The 17,421-nt window shown below is 67.2% G+C and carries 17 protein-coding genes; 11 read left to right on the top strand and 6 right to left on the bottom strand.

The genetic code is table 11. The features are described from left to right. Nucleotides 1-35: 35 nt before the first annotated feature. Together cobT and ABIC32_RS08875 are read left to right on the top strand one after the other, a co-directional pair. The gene (gene cobT, locus ABIC32_RS08870) at nucleotides 36-1,919 is read left to right on the top strand and encodes a cobaltochelatase subunit CobT (protein ID WP_354073916.1); all 1,884 of its coding nucleotides are present in this window, start codon (nucleotides 36-38) and stop codon (nucleotides 1,917-1,919) included. Continuing rightward, nucleotides 1,916-2,890: an esterase-like activity of phytase family protein gene (locus tag ABIC32_RS08875; RefSeq protein WP_354073917.1), complete on the top strand. Its 975-nt coding sequence runs from the start codon at nucleotides 1,916-1,918 to the stop codon at nucleotides 2,888-2,890. The genes cobT and ABIC32_RS08875 overlap by 4 nt, the downstream gene beginning before the upstream one ends. Before the next feature lie 3 nt (nucleotides 2,891-2,893). Here ABIC32_RS08875 and ABIC32_RS08880 read toward each other — a convergent pair whose 3' ends face one another. From ABIC32_RS08880 to otsB, 3 genes are read right to left on the bottom strand one after another with little or no spacing between them, the layout of a single operon-like run. Beyond that, nucleotides 2,894-4,306: an alpha,alpha-trehalose-phosphate synthase (UDP-forming) gene (locus tag ABIC32_RS08880; RefSeq protein ID WP_354073918.1), complete on the bottom strand. Its 1,413-nt coding sequence runs from the start codon at nucleotides 4,304-4,306 to the stop codon at nucleotides 2,894-2,896. Between the two features lie 42 nt (nucleotides 4,307-4,348). Then, nucleotides 4,349-6,133: a glycoside hydrolase family 15 protein gene (locus tag ABIC32_RS08885; protein WP_354073919.1), complete on the bottom strand. Its 1,785-nt coding sequence runs from the start codon at nucleotides 6,131-6,133 to the stop codon at nucleotides 4,349-4,351. Between the two features lie 4 nt (nucleotides 6,134-6,137). Next, entirely contained in the window at nucleotides 6,138-6,866 is a 729-nt protein-coding gene (gene otsB, locus ABIC32_RS08890; protein WP_017504969.1) for a trehalose-phosphatase, read from the bottom strand. Between the two features lie 198 nt (nucleotides 6,867-7,064). On the opposite strand from otsB, the gene ABIC32_RS08895 reads away from it, so the two are divergent. The 9 genes from ABIC32_RS08895 to truA are packed head-to-tail and all read left to right on the top strand — an operon-like array spanning nucleotide 7,065 to nucleotide 14,167. After that, a complete protein-coding gene (locus tag ABIC32_RS08895) occupies nucleotides 7,065-8,057 on the top strand; it encodes a KpsF/GutQ family sugar-phosphate isomerase (RefSeq protein WP_039243922.1) in 993 nt (330 codons plus the stop codon). A gap of 1 nt (nucleotide 8,058) precedes the next feature. Then, a complete protein-coding gene (locus ABIC32_RS08900; RefSeq protein ID WP_354073920.1) occupies nucleotides 8,059-9,342 on the top strand; it encodes a glycosyltransferase family 4 protein in 1,284 nt (427 codons plus the stop codon). A gap of 30 nt (nucleotides 9,343-9,372) precedes the next feature. After that, on the top strand, nucleotides 9,373-10,545 hold the full coding sequence (locus ABIC32_RS08905) for a polysaccharide biosynthesis/export family protein (protein ID WP_307512945.1): 1,173 nt from the start codon (nucleotides 9,373-9,375) through the stop codon (nucleotides 10,543-10,545). A 4-nt stretch (nucleotides 10,546-10,549) separates the two neighbouring features. Then, nucleotides 10,550-11,128 carry a hypothetical protein gene (locus ABIC32_RS08910; RefSeq protein ID WP_354073921.1) on the top strand — a complete coding sequence of 193 codons (579 nt, stop codon included), beginning with the start codon at nucleotides 10,550-10,552 and terminating at the stop codon, nucleotides 11,126-11,128. Nucleotides 11,129-11,160: 32 nt separating this feature from the next. Further along, entirely contained in the window at nucleotides 11,161-11,562 is a 402-nt protein-coding gene (locus ABIC32_RS08915; RefSeq protein ID WP_354073922.1) for an acyl-CoA thioesterase, read from the top strand. 57 nt (nucleotides 11,563-11,619) lie between these two features. Continuing rightward, nucleotides 11,620-12,195, top strand: a complete 576-nt coding sequence (def, locus tag ABIC32_RS08920; RefSeq protein ID WP_039243916.1) for a peptide deformylase — start codon at nucleotides 11,620-11,622, stop codon at nucleotides 12,193-12,195. Continuing rightward, entirely contained in the window at nucleotides 12,195-12,473 is a 279-nt protein-coding gene (locus ABIC32_RS08925; RefSeq protein WP_354073923.1) for a hypothetical protein, read from the top strand. Before def ends, ABIC32_RS08925 begins: the two co-directional genes overlap by 1 nt. Before the next feature lie 27 nt (nucleotides 12,474-12,500). Then, nucleotides 12,501-13,424, top strand: coding sequence for a methionyl-tRNA formyltransferase (gene fmt, locus ABIC32_RS08930; RefSeq protein WP_354073924.1), 924 nt, complete (start codon nucleotides 12,501-12,503; stop codon nucleotides 13,422-13,424). After that, nucleotides 13,424-14,167, top strand: coding sequence for a tRNA pseudouridine(38-40) synthase TruA (gene truA / locus ABIC32_RS08935; RefSeq protein WP_354073925.1), 744 nt, complete (start codon nucleotides 13,424-13,426; stop codon nucleotides 14,165-14,167). The genes fmt and truA overlap by 1 nt, the downstream gene beginning before the upstream one ends. A 9-nt stretch (nucleotides 14,168-14,176) precedes the next feature. On the opposite strand, the gene ABIC32_RS08940 is transcribed toward truA, so the two are convergent. The 3 genes from ABIC32_RS08940 to fabA all read right to left on the bottom strand — a co-directional run bounded on the left by ABIC32_RS08940 (nucleotide 14,177) and on the right by fabA (nucleotide 17,369). Then, a complete protein-coding gene (locus ABIC32_RS08940; RefSeq protein ID WP_354073926.1) occupies nucleotides 14,177-15,220 on the bottom strand; it encodes an aspartate-semialdehyde dehydrogenase in 1,044 nt (347 codons plus the stop codon). 331 nt (nucleotides 15,221-15,551) lie between these two features. Continuing rightward, nucleotides 15,552-16,769 (bottom strand): beta-ketoacyl-ACP synthase I, encoded by a 1,218-nt coding sequence (gene fabB / locus ABIC32_RS08945; protein WP_354073927.1) that lies wholly within the window; start codon nucleotides 16,767-16,769, stop codon nucleotides 15,552-15,554. A gap of 66 nt (nucleotides 16,770-16,835) precedes the next feature. Then, a complete protein-coding gene (gene fabA / locus ABIC32_RS08950; protein WP_055754351.1) occupies nucleotides 16,836-17,369 on the bottom strand; it encodes a 3-hydroxyacyl-[acyl-carrier-protein] dehydratase FabA in 534 nt (177 codons plus the stop codon). Between the last annotated feature and the right edge of the window lie 52 nt (nucleotides 17,370-17,421).

Below are 17,421 nucleotides of genomic sequence, written 5' to 3' on the forward strand. Positions count from 1 at the left end.
TTTTATCGCAGGCGCGAAGCGATTAACTGAGGGCCATGGCCGCCCCGGATACTCCCGCCGAAACCTTCAAGCGCGCGCTGGGTCATGCCGCGCGGGCGCTGGCCGAACAGCCCGAGCTGGAGGTGGTGTTCGGGTCGGACGGGCCCAAACTGTCGAACGGCGTCCTGACCCTGCCCCATCCGCCCCGCGATCCGTCCGGGCCCGAGAGCGCGTCCTTGCGCGGCCAGGCCGACCGGCTGGCGCTGCGTCTGGCCAATCACGATGCGGCGGTGAACAGCCGGATGCGGCCAGCGGACGCCAAGGCGGCCGAGGTGTTCGATGCCGTCGAACAGGCGCGGGTCGAGGCCTTCGGTTCGGAACATCTGGCCGGGGTGCGCGACAATCTGGGCGCCGCCCTGATCACGCGATTGGAAAAGACCGGCGCCCTGCGGATCAGCGACGCCGACCGCGTGCCCGTGTCCGAGGCCGTGGCCCTGCTTGTCCGCGAGCGGCTGACCGGGCGCCCCGCCCCCGACGGCGCCCGGGCCATGCTGGATCTGGTGCGCGCCAACATCGAGACCAAGGCCGGCGCGAAGCTGGACGCCCTGGCCGGCACGGCGGGCGATCAGGAAGGCTTTGCACTGAAGATGCGCGAAGTGCTGCGCGCGTTGGACCTCGACCCCGGCGACGGACGCGGCGAGGATACGTCCGAAGATCCCGGCGACGAAGAACCCGATCCCCAAGACCCCGCGGCTGACGACGATCAGGACGAGGAGGAAGAGCAGGACGGCGGCGAAGGCTCCCAGTCGATGGAAGGCGACGCCGACGATCAGTCTTCCGAGCAGGAGCGCGAAAGTCGCCCCGAAGGCGCGCCCGCCGATCCCGACGGCGAAGGCGCCGACGATGGCCCGGAACTTCAGGAAGGCCAGCAGCCGAACCGTCAGCAGACGGCCGACGACGGCCGCGCGGTTGATTTCTACCGCGTCTTCACCACCGCCTTCGACGAGGTGGTGGACGCCGCCGACCTGTGCGACCCCGTCGAACTGGACCGGCTACGCGCCCTGCTGGACGGCCAACTGGCCATCCTGTCCAGCGTCGTGTCGCGCCTGGCCAACAAGCTGCAACGGCGCCTGCTGGCCCAGCAGAACCGTTCCTGGGTCTTCGATCTGGAAGAGGGGATGCTGGACACGGCGCGGCTGACCAGGATCGTCACCGACCCGACCGCCCCACTGTCGTTCAAGGCCGAGAGCGAAAGCCCGTTCCGCGACACGGTCGTGACCCTGCTGCTGGACAACTCCGGCTCGATGCGCGGACGGCCGATCATGGTGGCGGCGGTCTGCGCCGACATCCTGGCGCGGACGCTGGAACGCTGCGGCGTCAAGGTCGAGATCCTTGGCTTCACCACCCGCGCGTGGAAAGGCGGGCAGAGCCGCGAGGCTTGGATCACCGCCGGCAAGCCGCAAAATCCCGGCCGCCTGAACGACCTGCGCCACATCATCTACAAGGCCGCCGACGCGCCCTGGCGCCGGGCCAAGAAGAACCTGGGCCTGATGATGCGCGAGGGCCTGCTGAAGGAGAATATCGACGGCGAGGCCCTGCAATGGGCGCACGGCCGCCTGCTGGCCCGCACCGAACAGCGCCGCATCCTGATGGTCATTTCCGACGGTTCCCCGGTCGACGATTCGACCCAGTCAGCGAATGCGGCCCTCTATCTGGACAAGCACCTGCGCCAGGTGATCGCAGAGATCGAGGACCGCTCGCCGGTCGAACTGCTGGCCATCGGCATCGGCCATGACGTGACCCGCTGGTATCGCAAGGCCCTGACCATCGTGGATGTGGAGCAGCTGGCGGGGGCCATGACCGAGAAGCTGGCCGAACTGTTCGAGAACGAAGGCGCGGCCGGTCTCACCCGTCGCGCCAAGCGAAAGCTGGCGGCATGAGCCGTTTCGGCCGCCTGGCCAGTGTCTGGATCGCCCTGTCGCTGTCGGCCTGCGCAGCCTCGCTGGGCGCGCCGCGTCCCTATCCGTTGTCATCGGACGGCTGGACGCCCCAAGTCGCAGAGCTGCGAAGCGTCAGCCTGGGCCTGCCCGGCGGCACGCAGTTGGCTGACGGCGTGACGTTCGCCGGCGGCCTGCAGGTTAGCGCCGCGCCGACCTCCCCGCTGCACAGCCTGTCGGACCTGAAGCTGACCGGCGACGGCGGTTTCGTCACGGTATCGGACACCGGTGATCTGGTGCGCGGCGACATTCGCCTGGACGCCCCGGGACGGCTGGTCGGGCTGGATCATTTCCGCTCGCGTCGGCTGACCCTTCAGGACGGCGCCGCGATTTCCGACAAGTCGGACGGCGACGCCGAGGGCCTGGCCATCACCCCCTCCGGCGATCTGCTGGTCAGTTTCGAGCGGCGTCACCGGATCTGGAACTACGGTCCCCTGTCGGCGCTGAAGACCCATCCGACGCCGGTGCGGTCGCCCGACTTCGCCTTCACGGAGAACGACGGGATGGAGGGGTTGGCCGTTGCACCCGGCGGCTGGCGCGTCTCTGGCGAGGCGGGCGGCATCTGGGACTGCACGGCGGCAAGATGCACGGTCGTCAGCGCGCCGCCTGCAACCCCCATTCCCGACAGCGAATACCGCATCACCGGTCTGGATCGCGATCCGTCCGGCGTTGGATGGTTCGTGGTCCAGCGCCTGTACCGGGCGCCCATCGACATGCGCGCGCGCGTGCGCCGCATGGCCCCCGACGGAACGCTGGGGCCGGTGTTGATCGAGCTGAAACTGCCCGGCACGACCGACAATTTCGAGGGTATCGCCGCAGAGACGCGCAACGGAAGGACCCGCCTCTACATCCTGTCCGACGACAACTTCAATCCGGCCCAGCGCACCCTGATGCTGGCCTTCGACCTCCGCTAGGCGTCAGGCCGCGCCGGCCCACTGCGTGGGTTGCGAGGTCGATTCATCGGCTTGCAGGGCGCGCACGAAATCATCGCGCCAGATGCCGACATCGGTGGCGCGAACCACATCCATCAGAGCTTCCCATTTTCGGATCCGCTCGGCCAGCGGCATGGTCAGCGCCTTCTGGATGGCGTCGGACAGCTCTTCGCGACTGTAGGGATTGACCAGCAGCGCCTCACCCATCTGTTCGGCCGCGCCGGCGAAGCGCGACAGGATCAGCACGCCCGGATCGTCCGGGTTCTGGGCGCAGACATATTCCTTGGCCACCAGGTTCATGCCGTCGCGCAGCGGCGTCACCAGACCGACCCGCGCCGCGCGGTAAATGCCCGCTAGCTGATCCCGGCGATAGGTGCGGTTCAGATAACGGATCGGCTGCCAGTCCATGTCGGCGAAGGCGCCGTTGATCCGTCCTGCCAAGGCGTCCAGCCGCGAACGAATGTCCTGATAGCTGTCCACGTCGTCGCGCGAGATGGGCGTGACCTGCAACAGGAAGACCTCGCCCCGCATCGAGGCGTTGTCGTGCAGGAACTGTTCGTAACCCAGCAGCCGCTCTTCCAGCCCCTTGGAATAGTCCAGCCGATCCACGCCCACGATCATCGAGCGGAAAGCCGAAGACGCCGCCATTCGGTCATAGGTCCGCGCCCCAAGCGCCGAGTTTCGCGCCGCCAGGAACCCGTCCACATCGATGCCGATGGGGAAGACGCCGGTCTGGACCTTGCGCCCGAAACACTCCAGCCCGCCGACGCCATCCAGCTCGCCCTGGGCCTCGGACACCACATAGTCGGTGAACAGATCGCTCCATTCCTGCGTGTGGAAACCGATCAGGTCGAAGTCGAACATCGACTCCACCAGCCGCCGGTGATGCGGCAGGGTCACCAGCAACTGCCGCGCCGGCCAGGGCGTGTGCAGAAAGAAGCCGATCCGGTTGCGAACGCCCAGGCGGCGCAGATCCCGCGCCATCGGGATCATGTGGTAGTCGTGGATCCAGATCATGTCGTCCGGCTGGATCAGCGGCGCCAGGGCTTCGGCGAAACGCCGGTTCACCCGCTCATAGCCCTCGCCGTAGGAGCGCTCATATTGGGCCAGGTCGATGCGGTGGTGGAACAGCGGCCACAGCGTCTTGTTGGCGTAGCCGTTGTAGTATTCGTCGACGTCCTGCCCCTCCAGATCGACGAGCCCTACGGTGACGCCGGCCCGGTCCTCGATCTTCACCTCGCCGGTGTAGTGATCGACCCGCTCGCCCGACCAACCGAACCACAGGCCGTCGTATTTTCTGAGGGCGGCGGACAGGGCCATGGCCAGGCCCCCGGCGGACCCGGCGGCGGGGTCGGTCGGGGCCGAAACCCGGTTCGAAACGACGATCAGGCGGCTCATGACTTCACTTCACTCGGCGACCCCAGCCCCGGGGTCCAGACATTAACGCACATCGGTCCAGGAACGGCTCAACAGCACGGCGCAATTGATGATGCCGACCAGGGAATAGGTCTGCGGATAGTTGCCCCACAGCTCGCCATCGTCGATCGAGATGTCCTCGCTTAGAAGACCGGCGGCCGTCCGCCGGCTCAGCATCTCCTGGAAGATGGTGCGGGCTTCCTCGATGCGGCCGTTCTGGTGCAGGGCCTCGATGAACCAGAAGGTGCAGAAGTTGAAGGCCGTTTCCGGCTCGCCGAAGTCGTCCGGTTCGACATAGCGGAACAGGTGGCTGCCCTTCTTCAGGTCGCGCTCGATGGCGTCGAAGGTGGCGACCTGACGCGGATCATGGGCGTCGAGGAAGCCCAGATCGGTCATCTGCAGCAGGGAGGCGTCCAGCTCACGTCCGCCGAAGCTGGCGGCGAACCGGCCTTCGTCGGGCAGATAGGCCTCCGCCTCGATCCGCTGACGGATGATCTGGGCCCGCTCACGCCAGAAGGCGGCCCGGTCCGGCAGATTCAGATGGTCGGCCGCCTTGGCCAGACGATCGCAGGCGGCCCAGCACATGACGGACGAATAGGTGTGGACCCGCGCAATGGTGCGGAACTCCCACAGGCCCGCATCGGTCTGATCGTGCATGGCGAAGGCCCGCTCGCCGATCGCTTCCAGCGCGTGAAAATCCTCCAGCGTGCCCGGACGCAGCAGCCGTGCGTCATAGAAGGCCTGGACCAGAGGCAGCACGATCTGTCCGTAGACGTCGTGTTGCAGATGTTCGTGCGCCTGATTGCCGATCCGCACCGGCTTCATGCCGCGATAGCCCTCGACGCTGTCGATGATGCTCTCGCCGATCCCGGGCTCCAGGCCCACCCCATAGACCGGCTGGACATGGCCGCCGGCGGAGTCGTCGACTAGGTTTCTCAGATAGACGAGGTAGTTTTCGAGGATGTCGACCGCGCCCAGCCGGTTCAGCGCCCGCACCGTGTAATAGGCGTCGCGGATCCAGCAGTAGCGATAGTCCCAGTTGCGCCCGCTCTCCTTGAACTCGGGCACCGAGGTCGTCATGGCGGCGACGATGGCGCCGGTCTCTTCATAGGCGCACAGCTTCAGCGTGATCGCCGCGCGGATCACAGCCTCCTGATAGTCGAGCGGCAAATAGAGTTTGCGCACCCAGTCCTGCCAATAGGCGATCGTGCGATCCAGCGCGCCCTGAACGCCGTGGCCGACATCCTGGTCGTAACCCTCGTCCGGACCCAGGAAGAAGGCGTGCGACCGCTCCAGCCGGAACACGCGCTCCTCCAGCACATGCGACACGGGACAATCGGTCGTCAGCCGGAAGGTGACGTCGGCGCACATATAGCGGATGTGGTTGGATCCGGAGGTGTGCGGCGCCGGCCGCGCGCCCCAGTCTGTCGAGGGCCGCAATCGCACACGGATGCGCGGCGTGCCCGACAGCGGCCGCACGATGCGCGCAAAGGCCAGCGGCCGATAGGTGCGCGAGTGCTTCGGATGACGCGGGGCGAAATCGATAATCTCGGCTGACGATCCGTCATCGGCCGTCATGACCGTGCGCAAAACCGGCGTGTTGCGGACATAGGCCTGATCGATCGACTTCACGTCCTCCATCTCGATGGCCCAGAAGCCGTGCTCGGGCTCCATGCCATCCATCAGGGCGGAAAAGACCGGGTCGCCGTCCACGCGCGGCGCGCAGGCCCAGACGAAACGCCCCTGGCGGTCGATCAGGGCGCTGACGCCGCAGTTGCCGATGGGAAACAGATCCAGATTGGGCTTCATCGGTTCAGGCCTTCGCTACGGCTTCAAGCCAGGTGAGCACGGCGTCCACATCGTCCAGGCGGTATCGGGCCGCCGTTTCGCGCTCGGGACCGACCAGCACGCCGTATCCGCCCAGCGCCGCCGCAGCCTCGAACCCATATTCGTCGGTCAGATCGTCGCCCAGCATGACCGGGACCGCACCCTTGAACGGCGCCTCCTGCATAAAGGCCGTGACGGCCGTGCCCTTGTCGGCGCCAGGCGTCTTCAGCTCCAGCACCATATGACCGGGTTGGAGCGTCAGTCCCGTTTCGGCCTGAAGCTCGGCCGCCAGCCCCTTGGCGGCGCCGGCTTCATCCGGCGCCTGACGATAGTGCAGACCGACGGAGACGCCTTTGTCCTCGACGATCACGCCGGGGCGATCGGCGGCGAATTCCTCGAACGCATCCAGCGCCTGGGCGACGCCGGCGTCGGGCGTCTTGCGTTCAATGGAGCCGTCCTTCAGACGCCGCTCCAGGCCATGCACGCCCGAGCCCGAGACCAGGGCGTGATCGGAAATGCGGTCGATCTCGGCGATAGTGCGGCCGCTGACGATGGCGACGCGGCCCGCAAGTCGCGCCTCTACCGCCTTCAGCGCCGCCGTACGACGCGCAGTCGGCACGACGGCGTCGGGCGTCGGGGCCATTGGCGCCAGCACGCCGTCCATGTCCAGGAACAGGGCGATCCCGTCGGCGACCACGGGCGGTGTCGGGAGCAATAGCGAAGCGGCTCCGGCATGAGACGGCATTGACGATCAAACTCTTTGTTTTAGTTCCCCGGTCGGCGTAACGCGCCAGAGCGGCAAAGGTTGACCAGAAACCGACAAAGTCGTCTGAAAGGGAGGCGGCGCGCGAAACGCACTCATGGCGGATCGCGCTCGTCAACGAAGGAGAGCCCGGCTGCGGGCCAGAACACTATGACCGAGATCGCTCACTCGACCCCCGACGACATCGCCGTAATGACCGACCGCGCCCGTGAAGTCGTGCGGCTGAACATTGAAGCGCTGGAGGCGCTGGAACGCTCGATCGACGTGTCGATGGCGCGCGCGGTCGATGTCATCATGAGCCGGCCGGGCTATGTCGTCGTCACCGGCATGGGCAAGTCGGGCCATATCGGTGGCAAGATCGCCGCCACCCTGGCCTCGACCGGCACCAACGCCTTCTTCGTTCACCCCGCCGAAATGAGCCACGGCGACCTGGGGATGCTGCGTCCCGACGTGACGGTGCTAGCCATCTCCAACTCGGGCGAGAGCCGCGAACTGCGCGACCCCCTGATCTATTGCCAACGCAACGGCATTCCCGTCATCGCCATCACCCAGCGACCGGCCAGCTTCCTGGGCCGCAACGCAGCGGTCTGCCTGACCATGCCCAAGGTCGCAGAGGCCTGCCCCAACGGCTTGGCGCCCACCACCTCGACCCTGATGACCCTGGCCCTTGGCGATGCCTTGGCCATGGTGCTGATGGATCGTCGCGAGTTCACGGCCATGGACTTCGGCCTGCACCACCCCGGCGGCGCCTTGGGCATGAGCCTGCAAAGCGTGCGCGAATGGATGGGCGACAATGCCGCCGTCCCCGCTAGCGTGCCGTTGAACGCCAGCTTCGGCGATGTAGTCTCGGCCATCACCGAAGGTCGAAAGGGCGCGGTGGCCGTCCTGGACGCCGATGGCGCGCTGGCTGGCATCGTGACCGACGGCGACCTGCGCCGGGCCTTCCAGCGCGACACCACCCATCTGACAGCGGCCGATATCATGGGCGCCAACCCCATCACCGTGGATCCGGATGCGCGCATGAGCGACGTCGTCGATCTGTTGACCGCCAACAAGATCGCCAATCTGTTCGTGGTCGAGGACGGCAAACCCACGGCCATCGTCCATATCGCCGAACTGATGCAGGCCGGCTACGTCGCCTAGTATGCGCATTCTCTACGACGCCAGCCGGCTGATGAGCCGGGCCGAACGGTCGGCGCCGACGGGCGTAGACCGAGTCTGTCTGGCCTATGCCGAATGGCTGCTGGCCTCGCCCGATGTCACGACCATCCCGGTGCGTGGCCGCAAGAACCGCCTGATCGCCGTCGAGATCGGCTGGTTCCGGCGGTTCGTGGCCGATCTGCGCGCCAAATGGAACGGCGCCGCCAGCACAGCGGCCGATTTGGCGCACGAACAGCGGCTGCTCGCTGCCCTGACGGCGGAACGACGGCCGGCCGCCTCGGTGCTTTGCCCAGCGCCCGCTCCGGAGAAGGAGAAGCCCGCCGACAGGACGCGGGTGATCAAACAGTTCTTTCGTTCGCGCCACGTTGCCCCGCTGCCGCAGGCCGACCTGTATCTGACCGTCGGCCACACCACCCTGCACGAGCCGACGGCGCTCGAAGATCTGAAGGCCGCGGGGATCGAACGCGTCGTGCTGCTGCACGATCTGATCCCCGTCACCCATCCTGAGTTCTGCCGGCCCGGCGACGGCGACAAACATCATGCGCGGGTCTCAAACACCCTGCGTCTGGCCAGCAGGATCATCGTCAACTCCGCCTACACGGGCGACGAACTTCGCGCCTTCGCCGAGCGCGAGGGCCTGCCGCTGCCGCCGGTCCACGTCGCCCACCTCGGGTTAGAGCCGGCCTTCGTCGCAGGGGACGCCTTTGCGGCGCCACGCCCCTATTTCGTCCACGTCGGCACGATCGAGGCGCGCAAGAATTTGGCCTTGCTTTTGACCCTCTGGCGGCGCCTCGAAGAACGGATGGGCGATCAGACGCCGTCCCTGGTGCTGGTCGGTCGCTACGGCTGGGAGAACGAGGCGGTGCTGGATCATCTGCAGCGCTCGCCCAATCTGCAAGGGGTCGTTCACCAGGCGGCGAATCTCTCCGATGCTGTCTTGGCCAGGCTGATGCGCGGGGCCCGCGCCATACTCGCCCCCTCGTCCGTCGAAGGCTTCGACCTTCCCGCCGTAGAGGCCTGCGCCATGGGTCTGTCGCTGATCGCCTCCGACATTCCGCCCCACCGCGAGTTGACGCCGAACGCCGAACTGATCGATCCGCTTGACGGCCTAGGTTGGCTGGCCGCCATCGAGCGCGCGACCAAGGCGGCGCCGATACCCTCGCCCTCCTACAGGGCGCCGTCCTGGACCGAGCATTTCCGCAGCATCGCTGACGCCATCGGGCTTCAAACCGTTTCGCCACTGGCGAGCGCGCCCAAAGGCTTGTAATCAATCCGCGAACGAGGGCTTTCCAGCTTCATGACGCGCACCATCCTGCCGCTTGCTATTGTCGCCATTCTCGGCGGCTGCTCCACCCTACCTAGAGACGGACCCTCGGGCGCTTCGGTCAACGCCGGGGCCACCACCGCTTCGGCGCTGGGCAGCTACGCGCTGGTGCCGCTGACGTTCGAAGCCACCGAACGTATGAAGCAGATCCCGCCGCAGTTCTTCGGCAGCCTCGCGGCAGGATCGAGCGATCAGCCCGCAGACGTGATCGGCGAGGGCGACACCCTGGCGATCTCGATCTTCGATCCGTCTGGTTCGCTATTCGGTGGAACCCTGGGCGCCGGCTCGGCGTCGGGCCGTAACGCCGCCACCATGTCCGGCGGCAATCAGGCGCTGCCGGGTGCGACAGTCGATCGGTCAGGCTCAGTGACCATTCCGTTCGGCGGGCAGGTTCGGGTTCAGGGCCTGACCTCCACCCAGGCGGCGGCGGCGATCCGGCGCGCCCTGGTCGGCAAGGTCGCCAATCCGCAGGTGCTGGTGTCCATCGCCGGCAATGCCTCCAACACGGTCAATGTGCTGGGAGACGTGCGCCAGCCGGGTCGTGCGCCGCTGGGCGTCAACAGCGACCGCATCCTGGACGTGATCGCTGCGGCCGGCGGCTCAGCCCGCACCACCGACGACCTGACCATCTCGATCCAGCGCGAGGGCCGCACCTACACCGCGCCCCTGTCGGCGGTGACAACCGAGTTCGGCGAGAACGTGCGTCTGCAGCGTGGCGACGTGGTCAATGTTCAGTACAAGCCCCGTCGTTTCTCGACCTTCGGCGGTCTGAACGCCGTGGCGCAGGTCGATATGCCGGCCGGTCCCATGACCCTGACCGGAGCCCTGTCCAAGGTCGGCGGCCTGAACACCAACACCGCTAACGCCCGTCGCGTGCTGATCTTCCGCTTCGAGCGCCCTGAAGTGGCTCAGGCCCTGGGCATCAACCAACCTGCGCAGCCGCGCGGTGTGCCGGTCGTATACGAACTGGACTTCAGCGACGCCGCCAATGTCTTCGCCGCCACCAACATGGAAGTCATGCCCGAGGACGTGATCTATGTGCCCCTGGCCGGCGCCGCGGAGATGCGCAAGTTCTTCGAGGTCGTTCAGAGCCTGACCCGCGTCGTCTATGACGTGTCGGTGACCAGCACGCTCAACAACAACTGACGTCATGGCCAGACGGCGGGCGCTGCTTTCGGGACTGTTTTCACGCAAGTCACCGGCTGCACCCGCCGAGGGCACGATCGACCCGTTCGAGCGGCCGACCGATCTGGAGCCGGAAGAACTTGACGCCTTCAGCCTGGCCTTAGCCGAAATCGAGGCCGGGGCGCTGGAGATTTATGCTCAGGCCGGCCTTCCCACCCAGCCGGGCCATTATCGTCGCGATCCCGACACGGCGGACTGGATTTTCATGGCCCGTCAGATCGAGCCGTCCGAACGCTTCGCCCTGGCCCTGCGCTATCCGCCCGAACAGGGATGGCGTTTCGCCCGCCTCGAGGATTTGGGCGCGCGGTCGGACCGCGAGGATGTGCAGGCCGCTGCGCGTCTGATGGCCGATGTCGCGACCTTGCGGGCGTCTCGGCGCACCGTCCTCACCCAAGAACATCTGCTGACCGCCATGGAACTGGGCGCCGCCTGGCGCGCCTTGCGCGATGCGCAGGCTTTTCGCACATCGCGTCTGACCCTGTCGGCGCCAGAGCCCGCACGTCCCAAGGCGCTCAAGGGCGACAAGCCGCTAAAGCCGCGCTAGAGAGCCCGCCTCCCCAAACCGCAGGCCCCTCCATGTCCGACGTCCCCGAACATCCGCCCGAAGGTCAGCCCGTTGGTCGCATCATCGCCATGCCCGCCGACACCAACCCCGAGGGCGACATCTTCGGCGGCTGGCTGCTGGCGCAGATGGACCTTGCGGGCGCGACCCCGGCGTTCGAACTGGCCTGCGGGCGCTGCGCCACCGTGGCGCTGGACGGCATGGTCTTTCACCAGCCTGTCTCGGTCGGCGACGAAGTCAGCATCTACGCCCATGTCATCGGCTCGGGCCGCACCTCCGTCCGCGTCCAGGTCGAGGCTTGGAAGCGAGCGCGGGGCCAGCCCCAGGCCGCGTCGGTGCGCGTGACCCAAGGCGTCTTCACCTATGTGGCCATCGACGAGAACCGCAAACCCCGCGCTCTGCCCGGCAAGGCGTAGAGCGCGGCAAGGGGCGCAAATCTTGACCTATCGCCGGGGCGGGCCTACGTCCCGGCCATGGCCATTCGACGCATCCTCACCATCGACAACGCCGCCGACCTGGCGATCCTGAAGCAGGTATCCAAGCCCGTGGCGGCCGTGGACGACGCCGTCCGCGCCCTGATGGATGACATGCTGGAGACGATGTATGACGCGCCGGGCATCGGCCTGGCCGCCGTGCAGATCGGCGCGCTGGACCGCGTGATCGTCATGGACCTGGGCGACAAGGACGGCGTGGTCTGCGAAACCGAGGAAGAGGCGGCCGAGAACGCCGAGGCGCGCAAGAACCCGCGTTTCTTCGCCAACCCGGAAATCCTGTGGACGTCGGACGAGCTCTACACCTACGAGGAAGGCTGCCTGTCGATCCCCGAGTATTTCGACAAGGTGGAACGCCCGGCCCGTGTCCGCATTCGCTATCTGAACCGTGACGGTCAGTCGGTGGAGGAAGAGGCCGAGGGCCTCTACGCCGTCTGCATCCAGCACGAGATGGACCACCTTAACGGCGTACTCTTCATCGACCATCTGTCGCGTCTCAAGCGGGATCGCGCCGTGACTAAGGTCAAGAAGGCCGCCCGCGACAGGATCGCCGCCTGATGACCAAGATCGTCCGCCCCGAACGTATCGAACGCGCTGCGCGCCGGATCGCGCCGTCCATCCCGCGCGGCCTCTCGCTGATCATCGACGCCTCGGGCCGTCGTCGCCTGACGCGCAGCCAGAAGGTCGGCGTCGCCGGTGTCGCGACCTTGGCCGGCGTGGCCTTGCTGGGCGTGGTGGCGGGCCTGCTGCTGGACCGGCTGCTCGATTTCGACGACGCCCTGGACGCGGGCGGCGAATGGGACGAGGGCGGCGGCGTCTTCACCCGCTGGCAGTAAGCCGCCTAAAGTTCTAAAGGCGTGCCCATGCGCCTTGCCTTCATGGGAACTCCCGACTTCGCCGTGCCGTCCCTGGCCGAGCTCATCGCCTCGGGTCACGAGATCGTCGCCGTCTATTCGCAGCCACCACGCCCCAAGGGCCGGGGCCAGAAGCTGACGCCGTCGCCCATCCACGCCTTCGCCGAGACCATGGGTCTGCCCGTCTTCACGCCAGAAAGCCTGAAGGACGCCGAGGCGATCGACACTTTCAGAAGTCTGGATCTCGATGCGGCCTGCGTCGTGGCCTACGGCCAGATCCTGAAGACCGAGGTGCTCGAGGCGCCACGTCTGGGCTGTCTGAACCTGCATGGCTCCCTGCTGCCGCGCTGGCGCGGGGCCGCCCCGATCCAGCGGGCCATCATGGCCGGGGACAAGCAGACCGGCGTCCAGATCATGCAGATGAGCCTGGGTCTGGACGAAGGCCCCATCCTGCTCAGCGAACGGATGGACATTCTGCCCGACGACACGGCCGCCAGCCTGTCCGAACGGATGGCCCATGTCGGCGCGGGCCTGTGGCCCCGGGCGCTGGCCGCCATCGACCGGGGCGGCGTCACGCCGTCCGAGCAGGTCGGAGAGCCGACCTACGCCAAGAAGATCACCACGGCCGAGGCCCGGATCGACTGGACCCGCCCGGCCGCCGAGGTGGACGCCCATATCCGGGGTTTGTCGCCCTTCCCGGGCGCCTGGTTCGAGGCCCCGTCAGAGTCTGGCCCCGTGCGGATCAAGGCGCTGCTGTCGGGTCTGGCGGACGGATCGGGCGCGCCCGGAACCGTGCTGGATGACGCCCTGACGGTGGCCTGCGGCGCCGGCGCGGTGCGTCTGATCCGCGTTCAGCGCGAGGGCAAGGCGGCGCAATCGGCCGAGGAGATGCTGCGCGGCTTCCCCCTGCCGGCCGGGACCGTGCTCGGCTGATGCCGCGCTACAAGCTGACGATCGAATACGACGGCACGGCCTACAACGGCTTCCAGGCGCAGGAAGGCCAGCCGACGGTGCAGGGCGCGCTGGAGGCGGCGATCCACGCCTTTTCCGGCGAGCGGATTCGCATCGCGGCCGCCGGCCGCACCGACACCGGGGTCCATGCGACGGCCCAGGTCATTCATGCTGATCTGGACCGCGACTGGCCCGTCGATACGGTGCTGAACGCCATGAACGCGCATCTGGTGCGCCAGGACGTCTGCGTCCTGTTGGCTGAATACGCGCCCGATCCCGACTGGCACGCCCGTTTCTCCGCCACCGGCCGCGGCTATCTGTACCGCATCCTGAACCGCCGCCCCCAGCCCGTGCTGGAACGCGACCGGGTCTGGCACGTCAAGAAGACGCTGGACGCCGGGGCCATGCACCACGCGGCCCAGGTGCTGGTCGGCCATCACGACTTCACCACCTTCCGCGATGTAGGTTGCCAGTCCAAGTCGCCGGTCAAGTCGCTGGACGTGGCGCGCGTCACTCGGTTCGGCGAGGAGGTGCATCTGGTGTTTCAGGCGCGCAGCTTCCTGCACCGCCAGGTCCGGTCCATGGCCGGCACCCTGGTCGAGGTGGGCCTGGGTCGCTGGAGCGCCCACGACGTCAAGGCCGCGCTGGAGGCGAAGGACCGCGCGCGGTGCGGCCCCGTCGCCCCCTCGGCAGGGCTCTATCTCAGCGGCGTGCGCTACGACTGAACCCGCCGGTCAGCCGCGCTGCTGGACCAGCACCTCGGCGATCTGGACCGCGTTGAGGGCCGCGCCCTTCCTCAGGTTGTCGTTCGAGACGAATAGGGCGAGACCATGCTCGACCGTCGGATCGGGGCGCACGCGCCCGACGAAGACCGGGTCCTGACCCGACGCCTCCAGCGGGTTCGGCACGGCCGTCACCACCACGCCGGGCGCCTGTGCCAGCAGGTCCAGTGCCTGAGCCGCCGACAGCGGGCGCTCGAACTCGACGTTGATCGATAGCGAATGGCCGGTGAAGACCGGCACCCGCACGCAGGTGCCCGAGACCGGCAGGCCGGGGATTTCCAGGATCTTGCGGCTCTCGTCGCGCAGCTTCAGCTCCTCGTCGGTATAGCCGTCTTCGCCCAGCGCATAGTTCAGGGCCACCACGTTGGCGGCGATCGACACGACCCACTTCTCGGGGGCGCCGAAGTCCACGGCCCCGCCGTCGCGGGCCAGGGCCGCGCCCTGCCCCACGGTCGCGCGCGACTGGTCCTCCAGCACGCGGATGCCCTCGATCCCGCCGCCCGAGACGGCCTGATAGGTCGAGACGGTCAGACGCTTCAGGCCCGCCGCGTCGTGTAAGGGCTTCAGCACCGGCATGGCTGCCATGGTGGTGCAGTTGGGGTTGGCGATGATCCCCTTGGGTAGATCAGCCAGGGCGTGGGGGTTCACCTCGGCGACCACCAGCGGCACCTGCGGGTCGGAACGCCAGGCCGAGGAGTTGTCGATCACCACGGCGCCGGCGGCCGCCACCTTGGGCGCCAGGGCCTTGGACGTCTCGCCGCCGGCCGAGAAGAAGACGATGTCCAGACCAGCGTAGTCGGCGCTCGCCGAATCCTCGACCACGATGTCGTTGTCACCGAAGCGGATCGTCGTGCCCGCCGACCGGGCCGAGGCGAACAGGCGCAGCGAGGCCAGCGGGAAGTTCCGCTCAGCCAACAGGCCGCGCATCATCTCGCCGACCAGGCCGGTGGCGCCGACGATGCCCACATGGGACGGATTGGACGGGGAAAAGGACATTCAGGCGTCTCCTGGGAAGGGTGGAGGCGCGGGGTTCAGCCGGATCGACCGCCCCGCGCATCGGCGGGGCTTGGATCGGGTCTGGCGCTAGACCGTGCGCGCACCCGAAACCGCCCCGCCGAAGCCGGTGGTTTTCGAGGTCATCGCTTTAATCGGGCGCTTGGTCACGGCGACGCTCTCTAAGGGTGAGAAACGGTCGTGTAAACGGGCAGTGACGAAAGAATTCACGCAAAGAGAAGGACAACGGCCCTGCACACGCAATAAAGCCGCTGCCCCTAAGCCCTCCCACCCGTCATCCTCGGGCTTGACCCGAGGATGACGGGTGAAAGTTTCAGACCTTGGACAGGATCAACGTGCCGTTGGTGCCGCCGAAGCCGAAGCTGTTGGACATGACGTGGGTCAGTTCGCCGTCGTGGCGCTGGCGCAGGATCGGCATGCCTTCGAAGGCCGGATCGAGATTTTCGATATGGGCGCTTTCGGCGGCGAAGCCGTTCTGCATCATCAACAGGCAGTAGATGGCTTCCTGGGCGCCGGCTGCGCCGAGCGAGTGGCCGGTCAGCGACTTGGTCGACGAGATCATCGGCATATGGTCGCCAAAGACGGCGCGCACGGCCTCCATCTCCTTGGCGTCGCCCACGGGCGTCGAGGTGCCGTGCGGGTTCAGATAGTCGATCTTCGGATTGCCGGCCTGTTCCAGCGCGATCTTCATGCAGCGCTGGGCGCCCTCGCCCGAGGGGGCGACCATGTCGTAGCCGTCGGCGTTGGCGCCATAGCCGGTGACTTCGGCGTAGATGGTCGCGCCGCGCGCCTTGGCCCGCTCGTACTCTTCCAGCACCACGATGCCGGCGCCGCCGGCGATGACGAAGCCGTCGCGGTTGGCGTCATAGGCTCTGGAGGCGACCGAGGGATTGTCGTTGAAGTCCGACGACATGGCGCCCATGGCGTCGAACATGTTGGACATGGACCAGTCGATGTCTTCGCAGCCGCCGGCGAAGACCACGTCCTGCTTGCCCCACTGGATCTGTTCGACCCCGGCGCCGATGCAGTGGGCCGACGTCGCGCAGGCCGAGCTGATCGAATAGTTGATGCCGCGCATCTGGAACCAGGTCGACAGCACCGCCGACGGGCCCGACGCCATCGCCTTGGGCACAGCGAACGGGCCGATGCGCTTGGGCGCGCCCTTCTCGACCGTGGTCGCTGCCGCCTGCAGGATCACTTGGGTCGAGGGGCCGCCCTCGCCGACGATCAGGCCGATCCGATCATCCTTGATCTCGTCCGCCGTCATGCCCGACGACTTCAGCGCCTCTTCGAAGGCGATGTGGCCCCAGGCGGTGCCGTTGGCCAGGAAGCGCGCGGCGCGACGGTCGACCAGCTCTTCCCACGGACCGATCTTGGGCGGCGCCCAGACCTGGCTGCGGAAGCCGTATTTGGCGTGGTCGGGGGCATGAACGACGCCCGACCGGGCTTCGCGCAGGGACTGGGTCACCTCCTCGGCGCCGTGGCCGATGGAAGAGACGATGCCCAGGCCGGTGACGACGACACGACGCATGGTGTTTCCTTCTTGATGCTTCCTGGTCCGAGGACCGTCCGCCTTGTTCGCGGTTATATAGGGGCGTTAACCGCCCGCCGCCTCATCCTTGGCGCCGAACAGGCCGACCCGCATGTCGTTGCAGGTGTAGATGACCTGGCCGTCGGCCTCCAGCACGCCGTCGGCGATGCCCATGACCAGCTTGCGGTTGATGACGCGCTTCAGGTTGATCTTATAGACCACCTTCTTGATGTCCGGGGTGACCTGGCCGGTGAACTTGACCTCGCCGACGCCCAGGGCGCGGCCGCGACCGGGACCGCCGATCCAGCCCAGATAGAAGCCGACCAGCTGCCACATGGCGTCCAGGCCCAGGCAGCCCGGCATGACGGGGTCGCCGATGAAGTGGCACTGGAAGAACCAGAGGTCGGGATGGATGTCGAGTTCGGCCTCGACATAGCCCTTGCCGTGCTCTCCGCCGTCCGCATTGATCGTGGTGATGCGGTCGAACATCAGCATCGGCGGGGCGGGCAGCTGGGCGTTGCCGGGACCGAACAGCTCGCCGCGGCCCGAGGCCAGCAGGGCCTCATGATCGAAGGACGAAGGATATTGGGACTGGGTCAAGGCGCTTCCGTTTCTTGATACGTTGCGCGCGGGTTACACGACCGCGCTGCTT

Origin of the sequence: Brevundimonas sp. 1080 (genome assembly GCF_040545985.1) — a bacterium.
Taxonomy (GTDB): Bacteria; Pseudomonadota; Alphaproteobacteria; order Caulobacterales; family Caulobacteraceae; genus Brevundimonas.